At 35.5% G+C, this 17,510-nt stretch carries 16 protein-coding genes and 3 tRNA genes; 15 read left to right on the plus strand and 4 right to left on the minus strand.

All coding sequences use genetic code 11. The features are described 5' to 3' along the window. Nucleotides 1–88 precede the first annotated feature (88 nt). The 12 genes from lysS to V4D31_RS05710 all read left to right on the plus strand — a co-directional run bounded on the left by lysS (nucleotide 89) and on the right by V4D31_RS05710 (nucleotide 11,448). A complete protein-coding gene (gene lysS, locus V4D31_RS05655) occupies nucleotides 89–1,570 on the plus strand; it encodes a lysine--tRNA ligase (protein WP_353685491.1) in 1,482 nt (493 codons plus the stop codon). Continuing rightward, nucleotides 1,567–2,772, plus strand: coding sequence for a lipoprotein-releasing ABC transporter permease subunit (locus V4D31_RS05660; RefSeq protein WP_353685492.1), 1,206 nt, complete (start codon nucleotides 1,567–1,569; stop codon nucleotides 2,770–2,772). Before lysS ends, V4D31_RS05660 begins: the two co-directional genes overlap by 4 nt. Next, the gene (locus V4D31_RS05665; RefSeq protein WP_353685493.1) at nucleotides 2,772–3,017 is read left to right on the plus strand and encodes a hypothetical protein; all 246 of its coding nucleotides are present in this window, start codon (nucleotides 2,772–2,774) and stop codon (nucleotides 3,015–3,017) included. Before V4D31_RS05660 ends, V4D31_RS05665 begins: the two co-directional genes overlap by 1 nt. Continuing rightward, nucleotides 2,986–3,684, plus strand: coding sequence for an ABC transporter ATP-binding protein (locus V4D31_RS05670; RefSeq protein WP_353685494.1), 699 nt, complete (start codon nucleotides 2,986–2,988; stop codon nucleotides 3,682–3,684). Before V4D31_RS05665 ends, V4D31_RS05670 begins: the two co-directional genes overlap by 32 nt. Nucleotides 3,685–3,740: 56 nt before the next feature. Then, a tRNA-Val gene (locus V4D31_RS05675) sits at nucleotides 3,741–3,812 on the plus strand. 331 nt (nucleotides 3,813–4,143) lie between these two features. Then, nucleotides 4,144–5,526 carry an alginate export family protein gene (locus V4D31_RS05680; protein WP_353685495.1) on the plus strand — a complete coding sequence of 461 codons (1,383 nt, stop codon included), beginning with the start codon at nucleotides 4,144–4,146 and terminating at the stop codon, nucleotides 5,524–5,526. Nucleotides 5,527–5,663: 137 nt separating this feature from the next. Then, entirely contained in the window at nucleotides 5,664–6,287 is a 624-nt protein-coding gene (gene tolQ / locus V4D31_RS05685) for a protein TolQ (protein WP_353685496.1), read from the plus strand. Continuing rightward, the gene (tolR, locus tag V4D31_RS05690; protein ID WP_353685497.1) at nucleotides 6,275–6,679 is read left to right on the plus strand and encodes a protein TolR; all 405 of its coding nucleotides are present in this window, start codon (nucleotides 6,275–6,277) and stop codon (nucleotides 6,677–6,679) included. The genes tolQ and tolR overlap by 13 nt, the downstream gene beginning before the upstream one ends. A 53-nt stretch (nucleotides 6,680–6,732) precedes the next feature. After that, nucleotides 6,733–7,320 carry a TonB C-terminal domain-containing protein gene (locus V4D31_RS05695; RefSeq protein ID WP_353685498.1) on the plus strand — a complete coding sequence of 196 codons (588 nt, stop codon included), beginning with the start codon at nucleotides 6,733–6,735 and terminating at the stop codon, nucleotides 7,318–7,320. Then, a complete protein-coding gene (locus tag V4D31_RS05700; RefSeq protein WP_353685499.1) occupies nucleotides 7,317–8,507 on the plus strand; it encodes a hypothetical protein in 1,191 nt (396 codons plus the stop codon). The genes V4D31_RS05695 and V4D31_RS05700 overlap by 4 nt, the downstream gene beginning before the upstream one ends. Beyond that, the gene (locus V4D31_RS05705; protein ID WP_353685500.1) at nucleotides 8,508–9,677 is read left to right on the plus strand and encodes a DUF1343 domain-containing protein; all 1,170 of its coding nucleotides are present in this window, start codon (nucleotides 8,508–8,510) and stop codon (nucleotides 9,675–9,677) included. Then, entirely contained in the window at nucleotides 9,670–11,448 is a 1,779-nt protein-coding gene (locus V4D31_RS05710; RefSeq protein WP_353685501.1) for a sugar phosphate nucleotidyltransferase, read from the plus strand. Before V4D31_RS05705 ends, V4D31_RS05710 begins: the two co-directional genes overlap by 8 nt. Here V4D31_RS05710 and V4D31_RS05715 read toward each other — a convergent pair. Continuing rightward, complete coding sequence (locus V4D31_RS05715) at nucleotides 11,401–13,335, minus strand: cytochrome c3 family protein (protein WP_353685502.1); 1,935 nt, start codon at nucleotides 13,333–13,335, stop codon at nucleotides 11,401–11,403. The genes V4D31_RS05710 and V4D31_RS05715 overlap by 48 nt on opposite strands. Before the next feature lie 136 nt (nucleotides 13,336–13,471). Between V4D31_RS05715 and V4D31_RS05720 the strand changes: the two genes are divergently transcribed. The 3 genes from V4D31_RS05720 to V4D31_RS05730 all read left to right on the plus strand — a co-directional run bounded on the left by V4D31_RS05720 (nucleotide 13,472) and on the right by V4D31_RS05730 (nucleotide 14,182). Further along, nucleotides 13,472–13,981: a rhodanese-like domain-containing protein gene (locus V4D31_RS05720; protein ID WP_353685503.1), complete on the plus strand. Its 510-nt coding sequence runs from the start codon at nucleotides 13,472–13,474 to the stop codon at nucleotides 13,979–13,981. A gap of 40 nt (nucleotides 13,982–14,021) precedes the next feature. After that, a tRNA-Ile gene (locus V4D31_RS05725) sits at nucleotides 14,022–14,096 on the plus strand. Nucleotides 14,097–14,106: 10 nt separating this feature from the next. Beyond that, a tRNA-Ala gene (locus V4D31_RS05730) sits at nucleotides 14,107–14,182 on the plus strand. Nucleotides 14,183–14,220: 38 nt separating this feature from the next. Here the strand turns inward: V4D31_RS05730 and V4D31_RS05735 are convergent. The 3 genes from V4D31_RS05735 to V4D31_RS05745 form a co-directional block, all read right to left on the minus strand. After that, nucleotides 14,221–14,880, minus strand: a complete 660-nt coding sequence (locus tag V4D31_RS05735) for a hypothetical protein (protein WP_353685504.1) — start codon at nucleotides 14,878–14,880, stop codon at nucleotides 14,221–14,223. Between the two features lie 62 nt (nucleotides 14,881–14,942). Further along, on the minus strand, nucleotides 14,943–16,370 hold the full coding sequence (locus V4D31_RS05740) for an ATP-binding protein (protein ID WP_353685505.1): 1,428 nt from the start codon (nucleotides 16,368–16,370) through the stop codon (nucleotides 14,943–14,945). Nucleotides 16,371–16,679: 309 nt separating this feature from the next. Continuing rightward, nucleotides 16,680–17,510 (minus strand): universal stress protein, encoded by an 831-nt coding sequence (locus V4D31_RS05745; protein ID WP_353685506.1) that lies wholly within the window; start codon nucleotides 17,508–17,510, stop codon nucleotides 16,680–16,682.

Below are 17,510 nucleotides of genomic sequence, written 5' to 3' on the forward strand. Positions count from 1 at the left end.
GAGGTTTGGGAAGACTGCAAGTTCTTGATTTTCAAGAACTTGCAAGTTTTTAACAGTTTCAATAAATCAAGGGGGTTAAATCAGGAATATGCAGGAAACACCTTTATCTGAGCTTATCCAGCAGAGAATTAAAAAACTTGAAACACTGAGAAGTCTTGGTATTGAACCTTACAATGGAGTTTTTAATCCTGAATACAGCACTGAAGAAATTTTTATAAAATTTGGGAATCTTGATAAAGAAAAACTGGAACAGGAAAACATAAAAGCCTCAGCTGCTGGAAGAATAATTCTTTTAAGAGATTTTGGTAAAGCAGCCTTTGCCCATATACAGGATTCAAAGGGAAGAATTCAAATTTATCTTAGAAAAGATGTCTTAGGAGAAAAATTTTCTTTAATTAAGAATCTTGATATCGGCGATATTGTCGGTGTTGAAGGAAGACTTTTTAGAACAAAAACAAATGAGTTAACTATAGAAGTGCAGGAATTTGTTTTTTTAAGTAAATCCCTTAGGCCTCTTCCAGAAAAATGGCATGGACTCAAAGATATTGAGGCAAGATACAGGCAGAGATATGTTGACCTTATTGTAAATCCGTCGGTAAAGGAAACTTTTATAAAGAGGCAGCAAATTATTAAGTATTTGAGAGAGTTTCTTGAAAATGAAGGATTCCTTGAAGTTGAAACACCTGTGATGCATACAATTGCAGGAGGTGCGAGAGCAAAGCCATTTAAAACTTATCATGAAGCTCTTGACATGGAGCTTTACTTAAGAATTGCACCTGAGCTTTATCTGAAAAGGCTTCTTGTGGGCGGATTTGAAAGAGTTTTTGAAATAGGTAAGAATTTTAGAAATGAAGGAATATCAACGAAGCATAATCCTGAATTCACAATGGTAGAGTTTTATGTAGCTTACAAAGACTATAACTGGCTTATGGATTTTACAGAAAAGCTATTAGTTTACATTGTTGAAAAAATCTTCGGAAGTCTTCAGGTAAAATACGGAGATTACACAATTGATTTCACTCCACCCTTTAAAAAAATTACCATGTATGATGCCCTGAAGACTAAAGGTGTGCCAGAGGAGACATTAAAAAACATGGACTTTGCTTTAAAATGGGCAAAGGACAAAGGCATAGAAATTCCTGAGGGAAGCTCTCTAAGCAAGGTTCTTGACGAGATATTTAAAGAAGTTGTAGAGCCTGAACTTATTCAGCCAACATTTATTATTGATTATCCTGTTGAGCTTTCTCCTTTAGCAAAAAGGAAAAGAGACAATCCAGAGCTTGTAGAAAGATTTGAGCTTTTCATTGCTGGTAGAGAAATTGCAAATGCCTTTTCTGAGCTTAATGACCCCATTGATCAGAAAGAAAGATTTCTCCGTCAGCTTGAAGAAAGACTTAAAGGAGATGAAGAAGTGCCTGAGATGGATGAGGATTTTGTGAGAGCCCTTGAAATTGGTATGCCTCCAGCAGCAGGAGAAGGTATTGGAATAGATAGGCTTGTGATGATTTTAACTGACAGTCACTCAATAAGAGATGTTATACTGTTTCCTCTTTTAAGACCTGAAAAATGAAACTTCCTTTTTATATTGCTTTAAGGTATTTAAAAAGTAAAAAAAGAGGTTTTTCCTTTGGCACTATAATTTCCATAAGCGGAGTTGCCCTGGGAGTTATGGCTCTGATTGTTGTTATTTCTGTAATAAGTGGATTTCACGAGGATTTACAGAAAAAAATTCTTGGCACACAGGCACATGCTGTTGTTTTAAATTATTCTGGAGGAATAGAGAATTACAGAGCTGTTATGGATTTTTTATCAAAAAAACAGGAAATTGAAGCATACTCCCCTTTTGTAATGGGACAGGTTCTTATTTCCTCCGGTAAAAGAGCTCATGGAGTTTATCTTAGAGGAATTATTCCAGATTATGATATGAAAACTACGGAGGTTTTTAAACATGTGAAATATAAATATCAAAATCATACAGATCTGCCATGGATAATAATTGGCAAAGAACTGGCAAATCTTCTTGGAGTGCTTCCTGGAGACACAATCACAATAATATCTCCAATGGGTTCAATTGGTCCATTGGGTATAATTCCAAAGGTCAAAAAGTTTATTGTTACAGGAATTTTTGAAATAGGAATGTATGAGTATGATATGAATCTTGCAATAACAGACCTAAGTATAGCTCAAGACTTTTTTGAATATGGAGATAAAGTAACAGGTATTCAACTCAAGCTTAAAGATGTCTATAAGGCAGATAAAATCTGTCAGAGACTTGCTCGTGAACTTGATGGAGAGTTTTATTGCAAGGACTGGATGCAAATGAACAGAAACCTCTTTTCTGCTCTTAAACTTGAAAAATTCACAATGTTTCTTATTCTTATATTGATTGTGCTCGTGGCATCCTTTAACATAATAAGTATGTTAATGATAAATGTTACTGAAAAGCAGAGAGAAATTGCTATACTTAAATCAATGGGCGCAACAGACAGTTTTATAAAATGGATTTTCGTATGTCAGGGGCTTATTATTGGTTTAATTGGAACTTTTATAGGATTAACAGGAGGAATTTTTCTATGTGAGATTGTTAAATCCTATGAAATTGTAAAACTTCCAGCAGATGTTTACTATTTGAGTAAGCTGCCAGTTAAAATTAAGATTTTTGATGTTATGGTGATATGTGCATGTGCTTTATTTATCAGCCTTATTTCAACTGTTTATCCTGCTCACAGAGCATCAAAAATAAATCCTGTTGAGATTCTCAGGTATGAGTGATGTTTAGATTAATAAGAAACATTGGATGCCTGAGTATAATTGTATTTATTATTTTTCTTATTGTTGCAGTGTTTTTTGATGGAGAAAAAATTAGACAACTTGGTGATAAGACAACAGGAATTGTTAAAAAAGGATTTCACTATGCTGCAGACAAAGCAGATAGGATTCACCAGGATATAATGAAAAAAATAAATGAACTCGGGAAACCCTTCCGTGAAAGAGATACTGAGGACAAAAAACCTTAAAAAAACTTACTGGACAAAGGCTGGTTCAATAGAAGTATTGAAAGGGATTGATTTTATAGCCTATCAAGGTGAGATTGTGGCTATAACAGGAGCAAGCGGAGTTGGTAAAAGCACTTTTCTCCATGTGATTGGAACTCTTGATAAACCAACCTCTGGTGAGATTTTATTCAAATTTGACAGAGAAATAAATCCTTTAAAGCTTTCAGCAGATTGTCTCGCAGAATTTCGTAACAAATATATTGGTTTTGTCTTTCAATTTCACTATCTTTTGTCAGAGTTTAATGTTCTGGAAAATGTTATAATGCCAGAGTTAATTGCAGGGCATTACAACAAGATTAAGCTAAATCAAAATATTATTAAAGAAAAGGCTTTTGAAATACTGAAAAAATTAGGATTATCAGAACGAGCTCATCATCGTCCTGGTGAGCTCTCAGGTGGTGAACAGCAGAGAGTTGCCGTGGCAAGAGCTTTATTTAAAAATCCTTCTTTGGTGCTTGCTGATGAGCCTACAGGAAATCTTGATTCACGGTCAGCCCATGAGCTTTTTGAGCTTTTTCAGAAAATTAATTCTGAAGAAGGCACAACCTTTATAATTGTTACTCATAATGAAGCAATTGCTCAAAAATGCACAAGAACACTAAGAATGATAGATGGAGTTTTAACCTGAAAAGAGTTCAACTGTTGACAACATCAGTAGAAAATTATGTATAATTAACAATCCGTAGGCGCGTAGCTCAGTGGGAGAGCGCTTCCTTGACGCGGAAGAGGTCGTGGGTTCGATCCCCTCCGCGCCTACTGTAAATCAAGAGTTTACGAAAATTATCTGTCCTCTTTTTTCCACAAACTGTATTCATAGAGACACACCATAAAAACACAAAAACAGAAAATAAAACCATCTTCCTCTGGCAGAGAATTTGCTTATATTATTAAGGAATTAAAAATACTTGACAACTAAAAAAAAGTATGTTAAACTTTTTAAAAAACGCAAAAAAAGGAGGTGATAGGCGAACACGGTGCGTGGGGTAATTCCCAGTAAGCTTTTCCGAAGCAGTTCACTGCTCGGAGTTTTTTTAGCTGTACCACCGCCCTTGGCGGTGTAACTGAACTAACCGATGGAGGTTAGGAAGTGAAAAAATATGCAAGTATTTTAGCTGCATTGGTTCTTCTCTTAGGTTTAGCTGCATTGAGTTATGCAGCACCAGCAGAAATCCCCTCAGACACAACAGCAGTAATCGCAAAAGGTAAAACCCAGATAACACTCGGTGGCGAACTCCGTTTTAGAGGATTATATGGAAAGAATTTGGATGTGGAAGAAAAGGATACTTATCCTGACTCACAATCCTACTACGACTACCGTGTAAGGCTCAATCTTGAGGCAAAGGTATCTCCTAATACAACTGGATATGTGGAAGTTGAAAGTAATAGAACTGCTACTAATAATAGCTCTGAAAATGTATACTGGGGTTCTGGTACCCGAGGTCCAAGAGGTACCTATCCAGTTGGTAACTGGCATAATGAGAGCAATCTTTACATCCGTCAGGCATGGATTCAGTATCAGGGAACAGGGCTTCTTGGTGTTCCAGCAGGATTTAAAGTTGGAAAGCAGCTCATCAAGCTTGGTTACGGACTCTTCTTTGATCACACCTACTATGGTGATGATGCAATCTTAGTGTTTGTTCAGCCATTAAAAGAGCTCACAATTGCTGCTCATACAATTAAGTTTTCTGAAGGTAATATCGCACTCAATGATGATGCAACAGCATACGGAATTCTTGCTGCATATGCAGGTAAAGGATTTGGCTTGAGTGCAGATGTAACCTATGTTGATCACCAGAATTTTGGAACTATTGGAGGACCTGGCCCATTCCTAGATATTCACCTCTGGAACTTTGGTTTAAGAGGTAATGCTGATGACATTGCAGGAACAGGGCTTAACTTCAGAGCAGATGTTGAATTCCAGACTGGAAAAATTAGAGATACCAATCCAGATATCAAACTTCGTGGCTGGGCTGCATTAGCAGGGCTTGACTACAAATTCAAACCAATTCCATTAACACTTACCTTAGAGTATGCAATTGGTAGTGGTAACAAACAGAACACACTCAACAAGGACGAATCATTCATTACAGCACTTGGTCCAGAGCAGCACTATACATTCATTTATGAATACCTTGCACCTACAGCATGCTTCGGAACAACAGGAACAGGACTCTGCAATACCCAGTATCTGAAATTTGGTGGATCCTTTGACATCACAAAGGACATCAATGCAAAACTCTATGGTTACTGGTTAAGAGCTCATAGGGCAGTTGCTATTAATGGCTCCTTACAACCAGATAAAGACATTGGATGGGAAGTTGATGGAGTTGTAACTTACCAGATTGACAAGGGTCTTAAGTACTGGGTTGAGGCTGGATACTTCTGGCCAGGCGATGCATACAAGCTTCCAAATGGCAAAGATGCTGATGATGCCTGGGCAGTAAGACATGGCATCCAGCTCAACTTCTAACAACTAAAAGAAACGCACCGTGTTCGTCATAGAGGCGGGCATCTGCCCGCCTTTTTTATTGTGCACAGCCGCAACTGTTTGAACCTGAATGAGAAAAAATTTGACTTTTACATCTGTATTGTTCTAATATTTTTTTTATGGAAACTACAGTTATTGATCTCATAAGACAAACAGGAGTTGTTGCTAAAGCTGTTTTGCTTATTCTTCTTTTCTTTTCAATTTTTTCCTGGGCTATCATATTTTACAAATGGAAGATTTTCAAAAACATGAAAAAAGAAAACCAGAAATTTTTTGATGCTTTTTTAAATTCCAATGGAACAAAGGAGCTTTTCGCAGTTGCTAAAAGATTTGAATTAAGCCCTATTGCCAGTCTTTACAGAGAAGTTTTTTCTGAAATTCAGGGAAAAAATCCGACAAACCTTGAAGCAATTGTAAGAAAGTACTCTTCTGAGGAGGCAAATAAAGTAGAAAGTTATCTTGGCTTTCTTGCAACAACAGGCTCTACAACTCCATTTATAGGACTTTTTGGAACAGTCTGGGGAATTATGGATGCTTTCAGACATATAGGTATGAAAGGTTCAGCTTCAATTGCCACTGTTGCACCAGGTATTGCAGAGGCACTGGTTACAACAGCTGCTGGTCTCTTTGCAGCAATTCCTGCAGTGATTGCTTACAATTACTTTACCTCTCAGGCAAATAAAATAATTAATGAAGTCAATGACTTTTCTGAAACCCTCTTAAAATACCCATGGCAGCACTAAATCCTCGCAGAAGATCATCAATAGCAGACATTAATGTCACTCCTTTAGTTGATGTAATGCTTGTATTGCTCATAATTTTTATGGTTACAGCTCCACTTTTAAAACAAGGAATTGATGTGAATCTTCCAAAAGCAAAAGGAAAAAGCCTTGAAGAAACTGAAAAAATAAGCATTGTCATTACTAAAGAAGGCAAAATATTTTTAAATGATAAGATAATCAATAAAGATGATCTGCCCTCAATACTCAATTCATACAGAGAAAGCAATACTGCTGTACTTTTAAAGGCTGACAAAGATGTTCCTTATGGTCTTGTAGCTGAAGTTATGGGAGAAATTAAAGCTGCTGGAATAGAAAAAATAGGAATGGTAACAGAGCCAAAAGAAAGTAGATGACAGGCAAAATTTATCCTTCTTTGTTTTTATCTCTCATTTTTCATTGTCTGTTTATGCTTGCGTTAATCTTCGGAGTAAAAAATTCAGCTAAGGATTTTAAAAATCTCACATATGTAACTTTGATTCAAGAAACAAGTAATTCATTGCAGACAGCCTCATTGAATGAAGAAAATAAGCTTCCACCATCCCTTGAACAATCAAAAGAAATTCCAACAACAGCAAGACAGTCAAAAAAAACTTATGAAAAAACTCAAAAAATATCTAAACAAGAGGAACAACTTCTACAAGAAAGACTTGCTGCGCTTAGAGCAAAAAAAAAGATTCTTGAAAAAGCTCAAGCAGGTTCTGTTGAACTTAAAAGCGGACAAAATACTAAGGGAAGTGAAGTTTCACCCGGTTACTTAGCATTAATCTCTGGAATTATAAGACAGCACTGGAGCGTTCCTGATACTGTTCCTCGGAATCTTGAAGCAGTTGTTTCAGTAAGAATTCTTTCAAATGGAAAGGTTCTCATTGAAGGATTTGAACAAAAATCTGGAAATATTCTTTTTGATTCTTCTGTTGTTAGAGCCATCAAAAATTCCTCTCCTCTTCCACCACCTAAAAATGAAGTTATTGTAGGATTGAGGTTTAAACCATGAATTCAAAATTAATAAAAAAATTCATCGCTTTTGTTTTATTTTTCTATGTTTTACAGCCTTTAAATGCGCTGGCAGAAAAAATTTATCTTGACATAACTCAGCCCGGAATTAAAAAGCTTGCAATAGCACTTGAAGGTTTTGATAATCTTTCTAATGTTTCTAAAACAATAAAAGAAAATCTTGAATTTACAGAATATTTTAGAGTTTATGGTCCTTTTCCCATCACTGCAGAATTTGATCCTCAGTTGTGGAAATCTTCTGATGTTGAAATTGTTGTCCGAGCCAGAACTCTGGATAAAATTTCAGTAAAAATTTTTGCAACTACTTCTGCTTCGCCAATATTTGTAAAAGAATATCCCCTGAAGAATAATGAATTTACAGGAAATTTAATCTCATCAGATATATATAAACTATTGACAGGCAAGGAATCGCCCTTTTTCAATCGCTTTGTTTTTGTGAGAAAGCTATCCAGCTGTATGGGAATTTTTTTAAGTAACTGGAATGGGAAAAATGTTCAAGATACAGGACTCAGAAGACACATAATTTCTCGAGTTCTTTTAAAGGGAAACAAAATTTTTTATTCTGCTTTAAATGGAAAATCATGGACAATAGAAGTATTTGATATCTCAAACAAAACAAATAAAGAAATTATAAAAAGCAAAGCTCTCCTTGTGCTTGGAGATGTTTTAAATGAATCGCAATTTATATACTCAGAGAGCGATGGAGAAATCTCAGAAATCAAAATTTCAGATATCTATGGAAGAACAAAAGCAGTATCTTCATCTCGATGGATTGATACTTCTGCAAGATGGTCAGCATCTCACATATTTTTTGTTTCAAATAGAGATGGTTCTCCTCAAATTTATAAAATTACTTCCTCAGGCACTCAAAGAGTAACATTCCAGGGCAGATACAATACAGAACCATCTATAAATCCTCAGGGCAGTAAGATGGCTTTTTCATCTCTGGTTGGAAATTTTCAAATTTATATTATGGACATTCTCTCAGGCACACAAACTCAAATAACAAACCAGGGCAACAATGAGCAGCCCTGTTTTTGCCCGGATGGTCATTTTCTAACAATAATGTCAGACAGAAGAGGGAAAAAGGAGATATATCTTATAAGCTCTGATGGAGCAGTGCAAAAATCTTTAACACATGGATATCTTCCCTTCTGTAGCAGATAAATGGTTCATTCAGGCATAGATAGATTTGAAAAAAGGCTTCCTAAGAAATTTTATGGAGCTAAAGCAGGATTAGTTATTCATCCAGCCTCAGTAAATAGAAAACTTGTACACACCAGAGATATTCTTCTCGAGAGCAAAAAAATCAAAATTACAGCCTTTTTCGGACCGCAGCACGGAATATTTGGAAATACTCAGGACAACATGATTGAATGGGAAGGATTTATTGATAAACAAACAGGATTGCCTGTATTTAGCCTTTATGGAAAAACGAGAAAGCCAACAGAAGAAATGCTTAAAAATCTTGATATTTTGATTATTGATCTTCAGGATGTTGGAGCAAGATACTACACATTTATCTGGACAATGGCTTTGTGTATGGAAGCCTGTAAAGAAAAGGCAATGCCGATGATTGTGCTTGATAGAGTAAATCCAATTGGTGGACACATAGTAGAAGGACCTGTGCTTATGCCAGAGTTTTCATCTTTTGTAGGACTTCATCCATTGCCTGTCCGCCATGGAATGACTATTGGAGAGATTGCGTTTTACTTTAAAGATAAGTTTTACCCAGAACTTGATCTTACAGTAATTCCTCTTTATGGATGGAAAAGAAATCAATGGTTTGATGAAACAGCGCTGCCCTGGGTAATGCCTTCTCCAAACATGCCAGCCCTTCAGACAGCGACAGTTTATCCTGGAATGTGTCTTTTTGAGGGAACTATTTTAAGCGAAGGAAGAGGCACCACAAGACCATTTGAAATATTTGGTGCACCCTTTATAGAGCCTGAGAGGCTTGTAAAAAAGCTAAATGAATTTAAGTTGAAAGGAGTATTTTTTAGACCTCTTTACTTTATTCCAACTTTTAACAAATTTTCTGGACATTTATGTGGTGGTGCTCAAATTCATGTAATTGATAGAGAAAAATTTAAACCTTTTAAAACTGCTGTAGCAATTCTTCTTGCAATAAAAGAGCTGTATCCAGAAATTAATCTTTGGCGCGAACCTCCCTATGAATACGAGTTTGAGAAACTTCCCTTTGACATTCTTGCTGGTTCAGATAGATTAAGGAGAGAAATTGAAAAAGGAAAATCTCTTAAGGATATGGAGTCCTGGTGGACTAAAGAGTGTGAAATGTGGGCAAAAGTAAGAAAAAAATATCTCCTATATGATTAAAGGATTCATTCTTGCTGCAGGATATTCAACCAGACTAAGGCCAATTACAGAGCATATTCCCAAACCATTGATGCCAATTGCTGGCGAAGTCTTACTTGAATGGATTTTTAAAAATTTAAATGCTTTGACCACAGAGATTGGCATAAATTTGCATTATAAAGCAAAGAAAATTGAAGATTACATAAAAAAGCAGAATCTTCCATTAAAAACATTTTATGAAAAAGAAATTCTTCTTACAGGCGGAGCACTGTGGAATGCAAAAAATTTTCTCAAAGACTCTGTTTTTGTTGTCCATAATGGAGATATTTATTCTGATGCAAATATTAAAGAAGCAGCAAAATGGCATATAGAAAACGAAAACTCAATAACTCTCCTGGTTCATGATTACAAGCCTCACAATAAATTAATTGTTGATAAAGATGGAAATTTACTTGGAATCGGAAATTCAGATAAATCTCATCTTGCCTTTTCAGGAATTGCTATTTATAGCCCTCACGTGCTTGAACTTTTGCCTGAAGGTCCTTCATCAGTGATTGATTTGTGGATGAGAGCCATTAAAAATGGATTCAGGGTAAGCACCTTTAAAATAAAATACAGCTTCTGGTTTGACATTGGAACTCCGGGGGATTATGCCAGTGCAGTCTTTGATAAATTAAAGAGGAATTTTACTTCTGTATACATTCATCCTTCAGTGTGTGGATGCGAGCTTATTGAACCCGAAGGTAAAATAGTGGTTGAAAGAGATGTAAAAATAAATAAGCCATTTAAGGGAAAAAATATCATAATTCTGCCTGAGACTGAATTTACACCTGAAAATGATTACCTTTCAAACCTCATAATTGGTAAAAATTTTATGATACCATTTGAGACACCACCCATTGAAACATTAACTTCTGGTGGATCTGATCGAAAATACCTCAGAGAAAATAACAAAGTCTTTTGCAAATGGGAAAAATTATCAGAGGATTTTGAAAAAACGATTGCTTTAAACAGGTTTTTTCATGAAAAAGGATTCCCTGTGCCTAAAATCCTTGAAGTAGACATAAATAAAAAAACGATTGCTTTTGAAGATCTTGGAGATTTAACACTTTACAGCTGGCTTCAATGCAGGAGAAGAGATAAAAAAATTGAGACAATATATAAAAAAATACTTGAAAATATAGGAAAACTTCACTGGGGAATCTCTAAACAAGCAAAGAATCTTAACCTTTTAGAGTTTGACTACTCCTATTTTCGCTGGGAAAGCAATTACTTTTTACAGGAATGTGTAAAGGCGCTCTTTAAAATTGATGAAAACTTAGAAGAAGAATTACACAGTATTGCAGAAATTTTATCAAAAGCTAAAAAGGTGATACTGCACAGAGACTTGCAAAGTCAAAACATAATGTTAAAAGAAGGAAAGGTTTATTTTATTGACTACCAGAGTGCAAGATGGGGACCTGCAGGTTATGACATAGCTTCACTTCTCTGGGATCCATATGTAAAACTCAATGATGAAATGAGAATAAGACTTGTCAATTTCTATATCAAAAGCCATGAACTTGATGAAAAAGCTTTTTTAGAAGAACTTTCTCTATGCAGAATCCAGAGACATATGCAGGCTCTTGGAGCATACGGATTCCTGTCTTTAAAAAAAGGAAAGAGAAATTTCCTTAAATTTATTCCTGATGCAATAGACTTACTGATAAAGGACCTTGAAGAATGTCATATTGATTTCTCAAGGCTAAAAAACCTTGTTTTTAACATCAAAAAACAGATCTTTAATATTTAGTTCAGGATTGTGGATTAAAATCCCTTTTATTTCCTTAAATTTCTTTCGTTCATTTTCATCCTTGATTTTTTTCTCAAGTTTTCTGATGCTTTTCAGCTTGCTTTCGTAAAGTTTTAAATATGCTGTGTATCTATTCCTGTCAACCTTTATTGAGAAATCTCCAGGAATGAACCACTTATCAGTGAAGTAAATCCATGAGGCAAAATCTGTTAATTTAAATCCGGGTAAAACATTTATTTTAGTATGCCAGAAATCTTTTATTCTTAAACCTTTTTCGTCTGCTATAATTTTATATCCTCCGCTGAAAGGCTCTGCACCCTGAGTATCTTCATACTGCCATGTAGACACAGAAATCTGCCTTCCCTTGTGGCAGCTTTTACAATTCCTTGCTTTTCCAAAAGGATGGGAAACTTCCTCAATCTGAAACCATAGTAAGTGTCTGTTACCAGAGGGAAGATTATTAACTGTTCCAACAATGTAATACATATCTTTTGTTTCACTATTTTTCCATCTATAGTGAAGTCCTGATGACGATACATCTTCTCTAATATTGCTAACACTGTGAGGAAATATCTTTACAGGAAACCAGATCCCTTTTTGATCTTTCATAAGAATCAACGGTTTTTGAACTCCATAATAAAGTGAATATTTTTTAAATGGCGTTGGTTTATCTCCTATATACCCCCTCCCCCATATTGTAATTTGATATCCACCAGCTTCTGTTACATGACAAGCTGTACATGAAAGATTTCTATGAATTGACTTTGAATGAGCTTTTTCAATTTCAATATGACAGTCCTGACAGGTTGCTTTACGCTGCATATCTCCCATACCTTTTTTGCCTGATGGATGACAATCCGCACAGTGAATACCCTTTTTGAAATGAATATCAGCACTTCTTCCCTGAGGAATTGAATAAAATCCACCAATATAAGTTTCACCTCTTCTTGATTGAGCAGCACCAGTATGACATACAGAATTACCTCTTCCTCTTCCCATACAACTATAAGAATCCGGCACTTTTAAAAATGCATGAGAGCCTCTTTCGCGACTCGGTGCATAGTGACAGTCAAGACAGCCTGCATGACAAATGTTACACATCTTCTGCCTTCTCATCGCCTGTTCATCAGTGAAAGGAATATTCATTTCTTTTCTAATCTTTTCAGTGTTTGTAAAATCAAATCCTGCTTTATTTAAAACTTCCTCCGGTGGAACATCTGCAAAAGAAGGACCACAGTTGTGAGGACCATATGGTTTTAACCAGCTAACCATTGTCCTCTGCCTAAAGTTTATAGCCATTACTGTGGTTTTAAATTGTTTTAATTCGTCTGAATGACATCCTCTCTTGCCGCATGTTTTTTTTGCAATCTCAGGGTCAAAGTTAAAACTTTCACTGTTTCTATCATGCCAGAGAATGTTTCTTACTTCTGGATGCAAATGAAGTTCGCCGTCTTCCTTTACCTTTGGAAGCATATCAAAGAGTCTGTCTTTTCCCTGTGGGATCAATCTATTCAGTTCAAAATCGTTTTTTTTATAAAGCATTTTTCTATCTACAATATCCATTGAATCCTTCACATAAATTGGCTTAAGCATACCTCTGTGGGCTTCATCTTTGTCCTTTGCTCTACCATTACCAAGATGGCAGTCTCTGCAAGAAACAGTACTGTGTCCTGTCTGTTTTCGAACATCTGTTAAAGTTACATAGAATTGTGGATATCCAAACTCAACCATTTTTTCTTTTGAGCCATGACATTGAATACAGCTTTCTGAAGAATCCATGTAGTAATCATAGCCAAAATATCCAATGATTACTAAAAATTGAAGAAAAAAAATTATGACAGTGAAAGGTGAGGCTAAATCGCTGATTTTACCAAGTTTAAAGTTCATTAAAATCAATTTTAACATATAAAGGTCGTATGGGTATAAATGGGTTTTTCCATTGACATAAATAATTTATTTAGTATATACTCCTATAGAGTATTCCTGCTTTGCAGGATAAAAAACTGATTATGGAGGTTTAAAAATGAGGAAGTATGTGAATGCTTCATGTGATTATGGGTGTAAGAAAAGAAGTTTTATCCCAACTTTTCTAATCGCAGGAGTTTTGATTTTACTTCTTGTCAATTTCACATGGGCTGGAACTCCGCTGAGTGACGAAAGAGTAAAAGAAGCTCAACAATGCGGAATCAATGTAGTTGATGTAAAGGGAGTAAAGGAACTTATCAAAAAAGGTGCGGTTATTGTTGATGTCAGAGAGTATACTGAATATGTAGCAGGACACATTCCAGGTGCAATCTGGGCTCCAAGAGGATTAATGGATTTTCAAGCTTTTACATGGCTTCCGGACAAAGATAAAACATATCTTATTTATTGCAAAACAGGTGGCAGAGGTTCAATAGTAGCATGCGATTTGAAAAAGCTGGGTTATAAAAATGTTTACAATCTTAAAGGCGGATTTGAAGCATGGACAAAGGCTGGAGAGCCTGTAGAAAAGGGTGAACCAGAAGGTATGGGCAAAGGTATTAAGAAATAATTGACAAAATATAACATTTTAGGTTAATTTAAATTTTGATGGGCCTATAGCTCAGCTCGGTTAGAGCGCACCCCTGATAAGGGTGAGGTGGTTGGTTCGACTCCAACTAGGCCCATTCAGAATGTGGGGGCGTAGCTCAGTTGGGAGAGCGCCTGCTTTGCACGCAGGAGGTCGTGGGTTCGAATCCCTTCGCCTCCACCAATTATTTTTTGTAAATAATCAAGTTTTTACAGTACTTGTCAATGCATCTTCTCAATATTTTCACTGTTTTCTGCAAACCATGCCATGAAGCAGAGTTCTATGGGTCTGTAGCCTGTTTTACTGGCAAGAGCTTCAACTTCTCTTATGAACTCCATGTCATTATAAACAGCCATCTTTCCTGCTTTTGCAAGTATTTCATTTATCACTTTTTTTACAATTTTATCAGGCATTACTGTGTCAATGCCACCCATCATCCTTAAATACTGATAAGTAATCAGTCCCACACCTTTGATTTTCCCGATTGGGTCATTTTTCCAGCCATCAAGGGATGAGTTTTTTGCCCATGTTCTCAATGATTCTTTATCGTTATTGGAAAGCTCTGAAAAGTATTTTGCTATCTCCTTTACCACATTCCAAGATCTTGAGTTTTTCCATATATGGAAAGCTTCTTTATAGTCAAAATGAACAAGACAAGACAGATTGCTAATCCTTCCTGTGTTTACAAATTCAGCTTCAAAGGCTCGAACTTTGGGCACCACAACTTGAAAGTAGTTAACTCCAACGGATGTGAATGCTGCATCAAGAATCATTAATGAAACATTTCCACTCCAGCGCTGAGAGTTTAAACAGCGATCACAAATTTTTTTTAATCCTTGAAAATCTTTTATTCGGCAACTGATTAATTTCTGTAAATACATTTTCTGAGCTTCTTTTTTAAGTTTTTCAACTAAATATCTATAAATTTCATATTTCCTCGTTGTTACGAATAAAGGGGAAGGTATATATCAAACTTTGTTCCCTTTCCTGGCTCAGATTCTACAAAAATAAATCCCTTTAACATTTGCACTATGTGATAAACTATTGTCAATCCAAGACCTGAGCCCTTTTCTCCTTTTGTTGTAAAAAAAGGATCAAAGATTTTTTCTTTTGTTTCTTCATCCATTCCTATTCCAGTGTCCTGTATTGATAAACATATGTATTGTGTTGAAAGTTCTTTGATTCCAATAAGGCTTATAAATTTCTCAGGCATTTGTTTTGTTTTTGCCTGTATTTTTATTTCACCACCCTCTGGCATTGCATCCTGGGCATTTAAAACAAGGTTTGTAATAATCTTTTCTATGTCTGTCTTGTCTGCAAAACAGGGAAGAGGTTTTTCCTCAAAGTCCAAGATTAAACTAATGTTTTCTCTTAATGAAGCTTTGAGAAATGTAACCAGATTTTTTATCACATCTTTTAAATCTAAAACTTCGGGATTTCTTCCAAATTCTCTTGGAAATCCTAATATCTCTTTAATGCTCATTGATACAGAATCAACTATTGAAAGAAGCTTTTCCACATATGCCCTTGTCTGCTCAATATTTTCTGTTTGTAAAGCAAGCTGAGCAAAACCTTTTATTCCTGTAAGCATATTTTTTATCTCATGAGAATAAACAGATACAAGCTTTCTTATGGATTCCATCTTATGCGAGATTATTATCTGTTCTTCGTATTTTCTTAGTGTTGTTATATCTGTTAAAAATATTGCATAGCCATCCTCTTCGTTAATTCTCATTCCTCTTAAGCGAAAAATTTTTCCTTCAAATTTTATTTCTTTTAAATAGCTATTGTGAATTTCATAAAGGGATATCTGTGGAAATAGTTCAAAAATATTTCTTCCTTTTGCTGTCTTAAGTTGAGTATATTTTAAAAAAGATTCATTGCAATAAATGATTTTTCCTGAAAATTCTAAAACAGCAACTCCTACAGGAGAATGCTCAACAATATTAAATAGTTTTCTCAGTTCAATCTCAGCATTTTTCCTTATTGTAATGTCTCTTACAATCTGGACAGCTCCAATTATATCACAGGCTTCATCATAAATAGGATGAGCAGACATTCTTACCCAAGCTCCTTTCCCATTGTAAAGCTTTGGGACGAATGTTTCTATTTCAACAGTCTCTTTTTTTGTGTTTAAGTTTTCTGGATAGTTGAGATCAGGATTAATAACATAATCAACTGGCATTGGTCTACGAAATCCATAAAAAGGAATCGCATACTCAAAATCACCTTTACCAACTATTTCACCTTCTTTGACTCCTGTAAGCTCCTCCATTGCCCTGTTCCATACTAAGACTTTTCCAGATAAATCAATGACAAAAACACCATCTGGCAGAAGCCTTATTATTCTTTTTAAAATGTTTTCTTTCACACTTTTACTCCTTTTATAGACTCTTAAGCTTTATTATAACATTATTTAAGTTTTCAACTTCTGTGATAATGCTTTCTAAATTATTGATTTTATAGATTTTTTTTGGGGGGGGTAAAAAATGTTTTTCCTGCCTTATTTAACAGAGGCAAAGAACTTAAAACTGCCATCAGGGAAATATTGTATTGAGCGAAGCGAAAGCAAGTTTTCTCTATCGGCAAATTTAGGAAGAAAAATTTAGTTGTATAGAAACGAAACTCAATCATAATAAATTCAGGAGGAGGCTAGCCTCCTCCTGCTCCTGATAGAAATTTACTTCTTTCTTACAACCATTACTGGTCTGGCTGAAGTGCTTATTACCCTTTCTGTAACACTTCCCATGAAGAATTTTTCAATCCCTGTTCTTCCATATGTTCCCATAACTATTAATCCAACAGTGTTCTTGTTTGCTGTATCAATTATTTGCTCAAAAGGCTCTCCACGAGCAACAACTGTTTGAACTTTAACTCCTTCACGCTCAGCTGCTTCTTTAACAATCTTTACAGATTCTTCTGCATAAGGTATATTTTCATTCTTTTTCGCCACAGAAACAACTATCAGTTCACTGTTAAATCTTTTTGCTGCTCCTATTGCTTCTGCCGCAGCAATCTGACTGTAAACTGAACCATCAGTTGCTATAAGAATCTTATCAAAACTCAAAGTAGCACCTACTGGAACAACCAAAACCTTGCATGGAGCATTTCCAATTACTTTTTTACCTACTGCACCAAGAATAACACCTTTTTTACCAAGTATTATTAAGTCAACACTGTTTTTAATTGCCTCATCAATTATGTATTTGTATGGTTCAGGACCTGTATAGCTTATTGTCTCACATTTTACACCTGCTTTATTAGCTATTGTTTTGACTTCATCAAGTGCTGCATTTGCCCTTTTCTCAAGGGAATCTATTAATTGAGGCAGTGTTTCCACAAACTCTGCTGCAAAGATTGGCACTTCAGCAACACATATTGCGTAAACTGTGCTTCCGCATGGTTTTGCAAGCTCAACTGCTGCTTGTGCTGCAAATCTTGCTGCCTCTGAACCATCAGTTGCTACAAGAATTTTATCTACCTTTGTTAAAGGACATGCACCTATTGCCAT

It is taken from the genome of Thermodesulfovibrio sp. 3462-1, assembly GCF_040451425.1.
Classification (GTDB): Bacteria; Nitrospirota; Thermodesulfovibrionia; order Thermodesulfovibrionales; family Thermodesulfovibrionaceae; genus Thermodesulfovibrio; species Thermodesulfovibrio obliviosus.

What these genes read in the sequence shown, in the direction of transcription:
- lysS (WP_353685491.1), top strand. Translation starts at nt 89, where the DNA reads ATGCAGGAAACACCTTTATCTGAGCTTATCCAGCAGAGAATTAAAAAA.
- V4D31_RS05660 (WP_353685492.1), top strand. Translation starts at nt 1,567, where the DNA reads ATGAAACTTCCTTTTTATATTGCTTTAAGGTATTTAAAAAGTAAAAAA.
- V4D31_RS05665 (WP_353685493.1), top strand. Translation starts at nt 2,772, where the DNA reads ATGTTTAGATTAATAAGAAACATTGGATGCCTGAGTATAATTGTATTT.
- tolQ (WP_353685496.1), top strand. Translation starts at nt 5,664, where the DNA reads ATGGAAACTACAGTTATTGATCTCATAAGACAAACAGGAGTTGTTGCT.
- tolR (WP_353685497.1), top strand. Translation starts at nt 6,275, where the DNA reads ATGGCAGCACTAAATCCTCGCAGAAGATCATCAATAGCAGACATTAAT.
- V4D31_RS05695 (WP_353685498.1), top strand. Translation starts at nt 6,733, where the DNA reads ATGCTTGCGTTAATCTTCGGAGTAAAAAATTCAGCTAAGGATTTTAAA.
- V4D31_RS05700 (WP_353685499.1), top strand. Translation starts at nt 7,317, where the DNA reads ATGAATTCAAAATTAATAAAAAAATTCATCGCTTTTGTTTTATTTTTC.
- V4D31_RS05705 (WP_353685500.1), top strand. Translation starts at nt 8,508, where the DNA reads ATGGTTCATTCAGGCATAGATAGATTTGAAAAAAGGCTTCCTAAGAAA.
- V4D31_RS05710 (WP_353685501.1), top strand. Translation starts at nt 9,670, where the DNA reads ATGATTAAAGGATTCATTCTTGCTGCAGGATATTCAACCAGACTAAGG.
- V4D31_RS05715 (WP_353685502.1), bottom strand. Translation starts at nt 13,335, where the DNA reads ATGAACTTTAAACTTGGTAAAATCAGCGATTTAGCCTCACCTTTCACT.
- V4D31_RS05720 (WP_353685503.1), top strand. Translation starts at nt 13,472, where the DNA reads ATGAGGAAGTATGTGAATGCTTCATGTGATTATGGGTGTAAGAAAAGA.
- V4D31_RS05735 (WP_353685504.1), bottom strand. Translation starts at nt 14,880, where the DNA reads ATGTATTTACAGAAATTAATCAGTTGCCGAATAAAAGATTTTCAAGGA.
- V4D31_RS05745 (WP_353685506.1), bottom strand. Translation starts at nt 17,510, where the DNA reads ATGGCAATAGGTGCATGTCCTTTAACAAAGGTAGATAAAATTCTTGTA.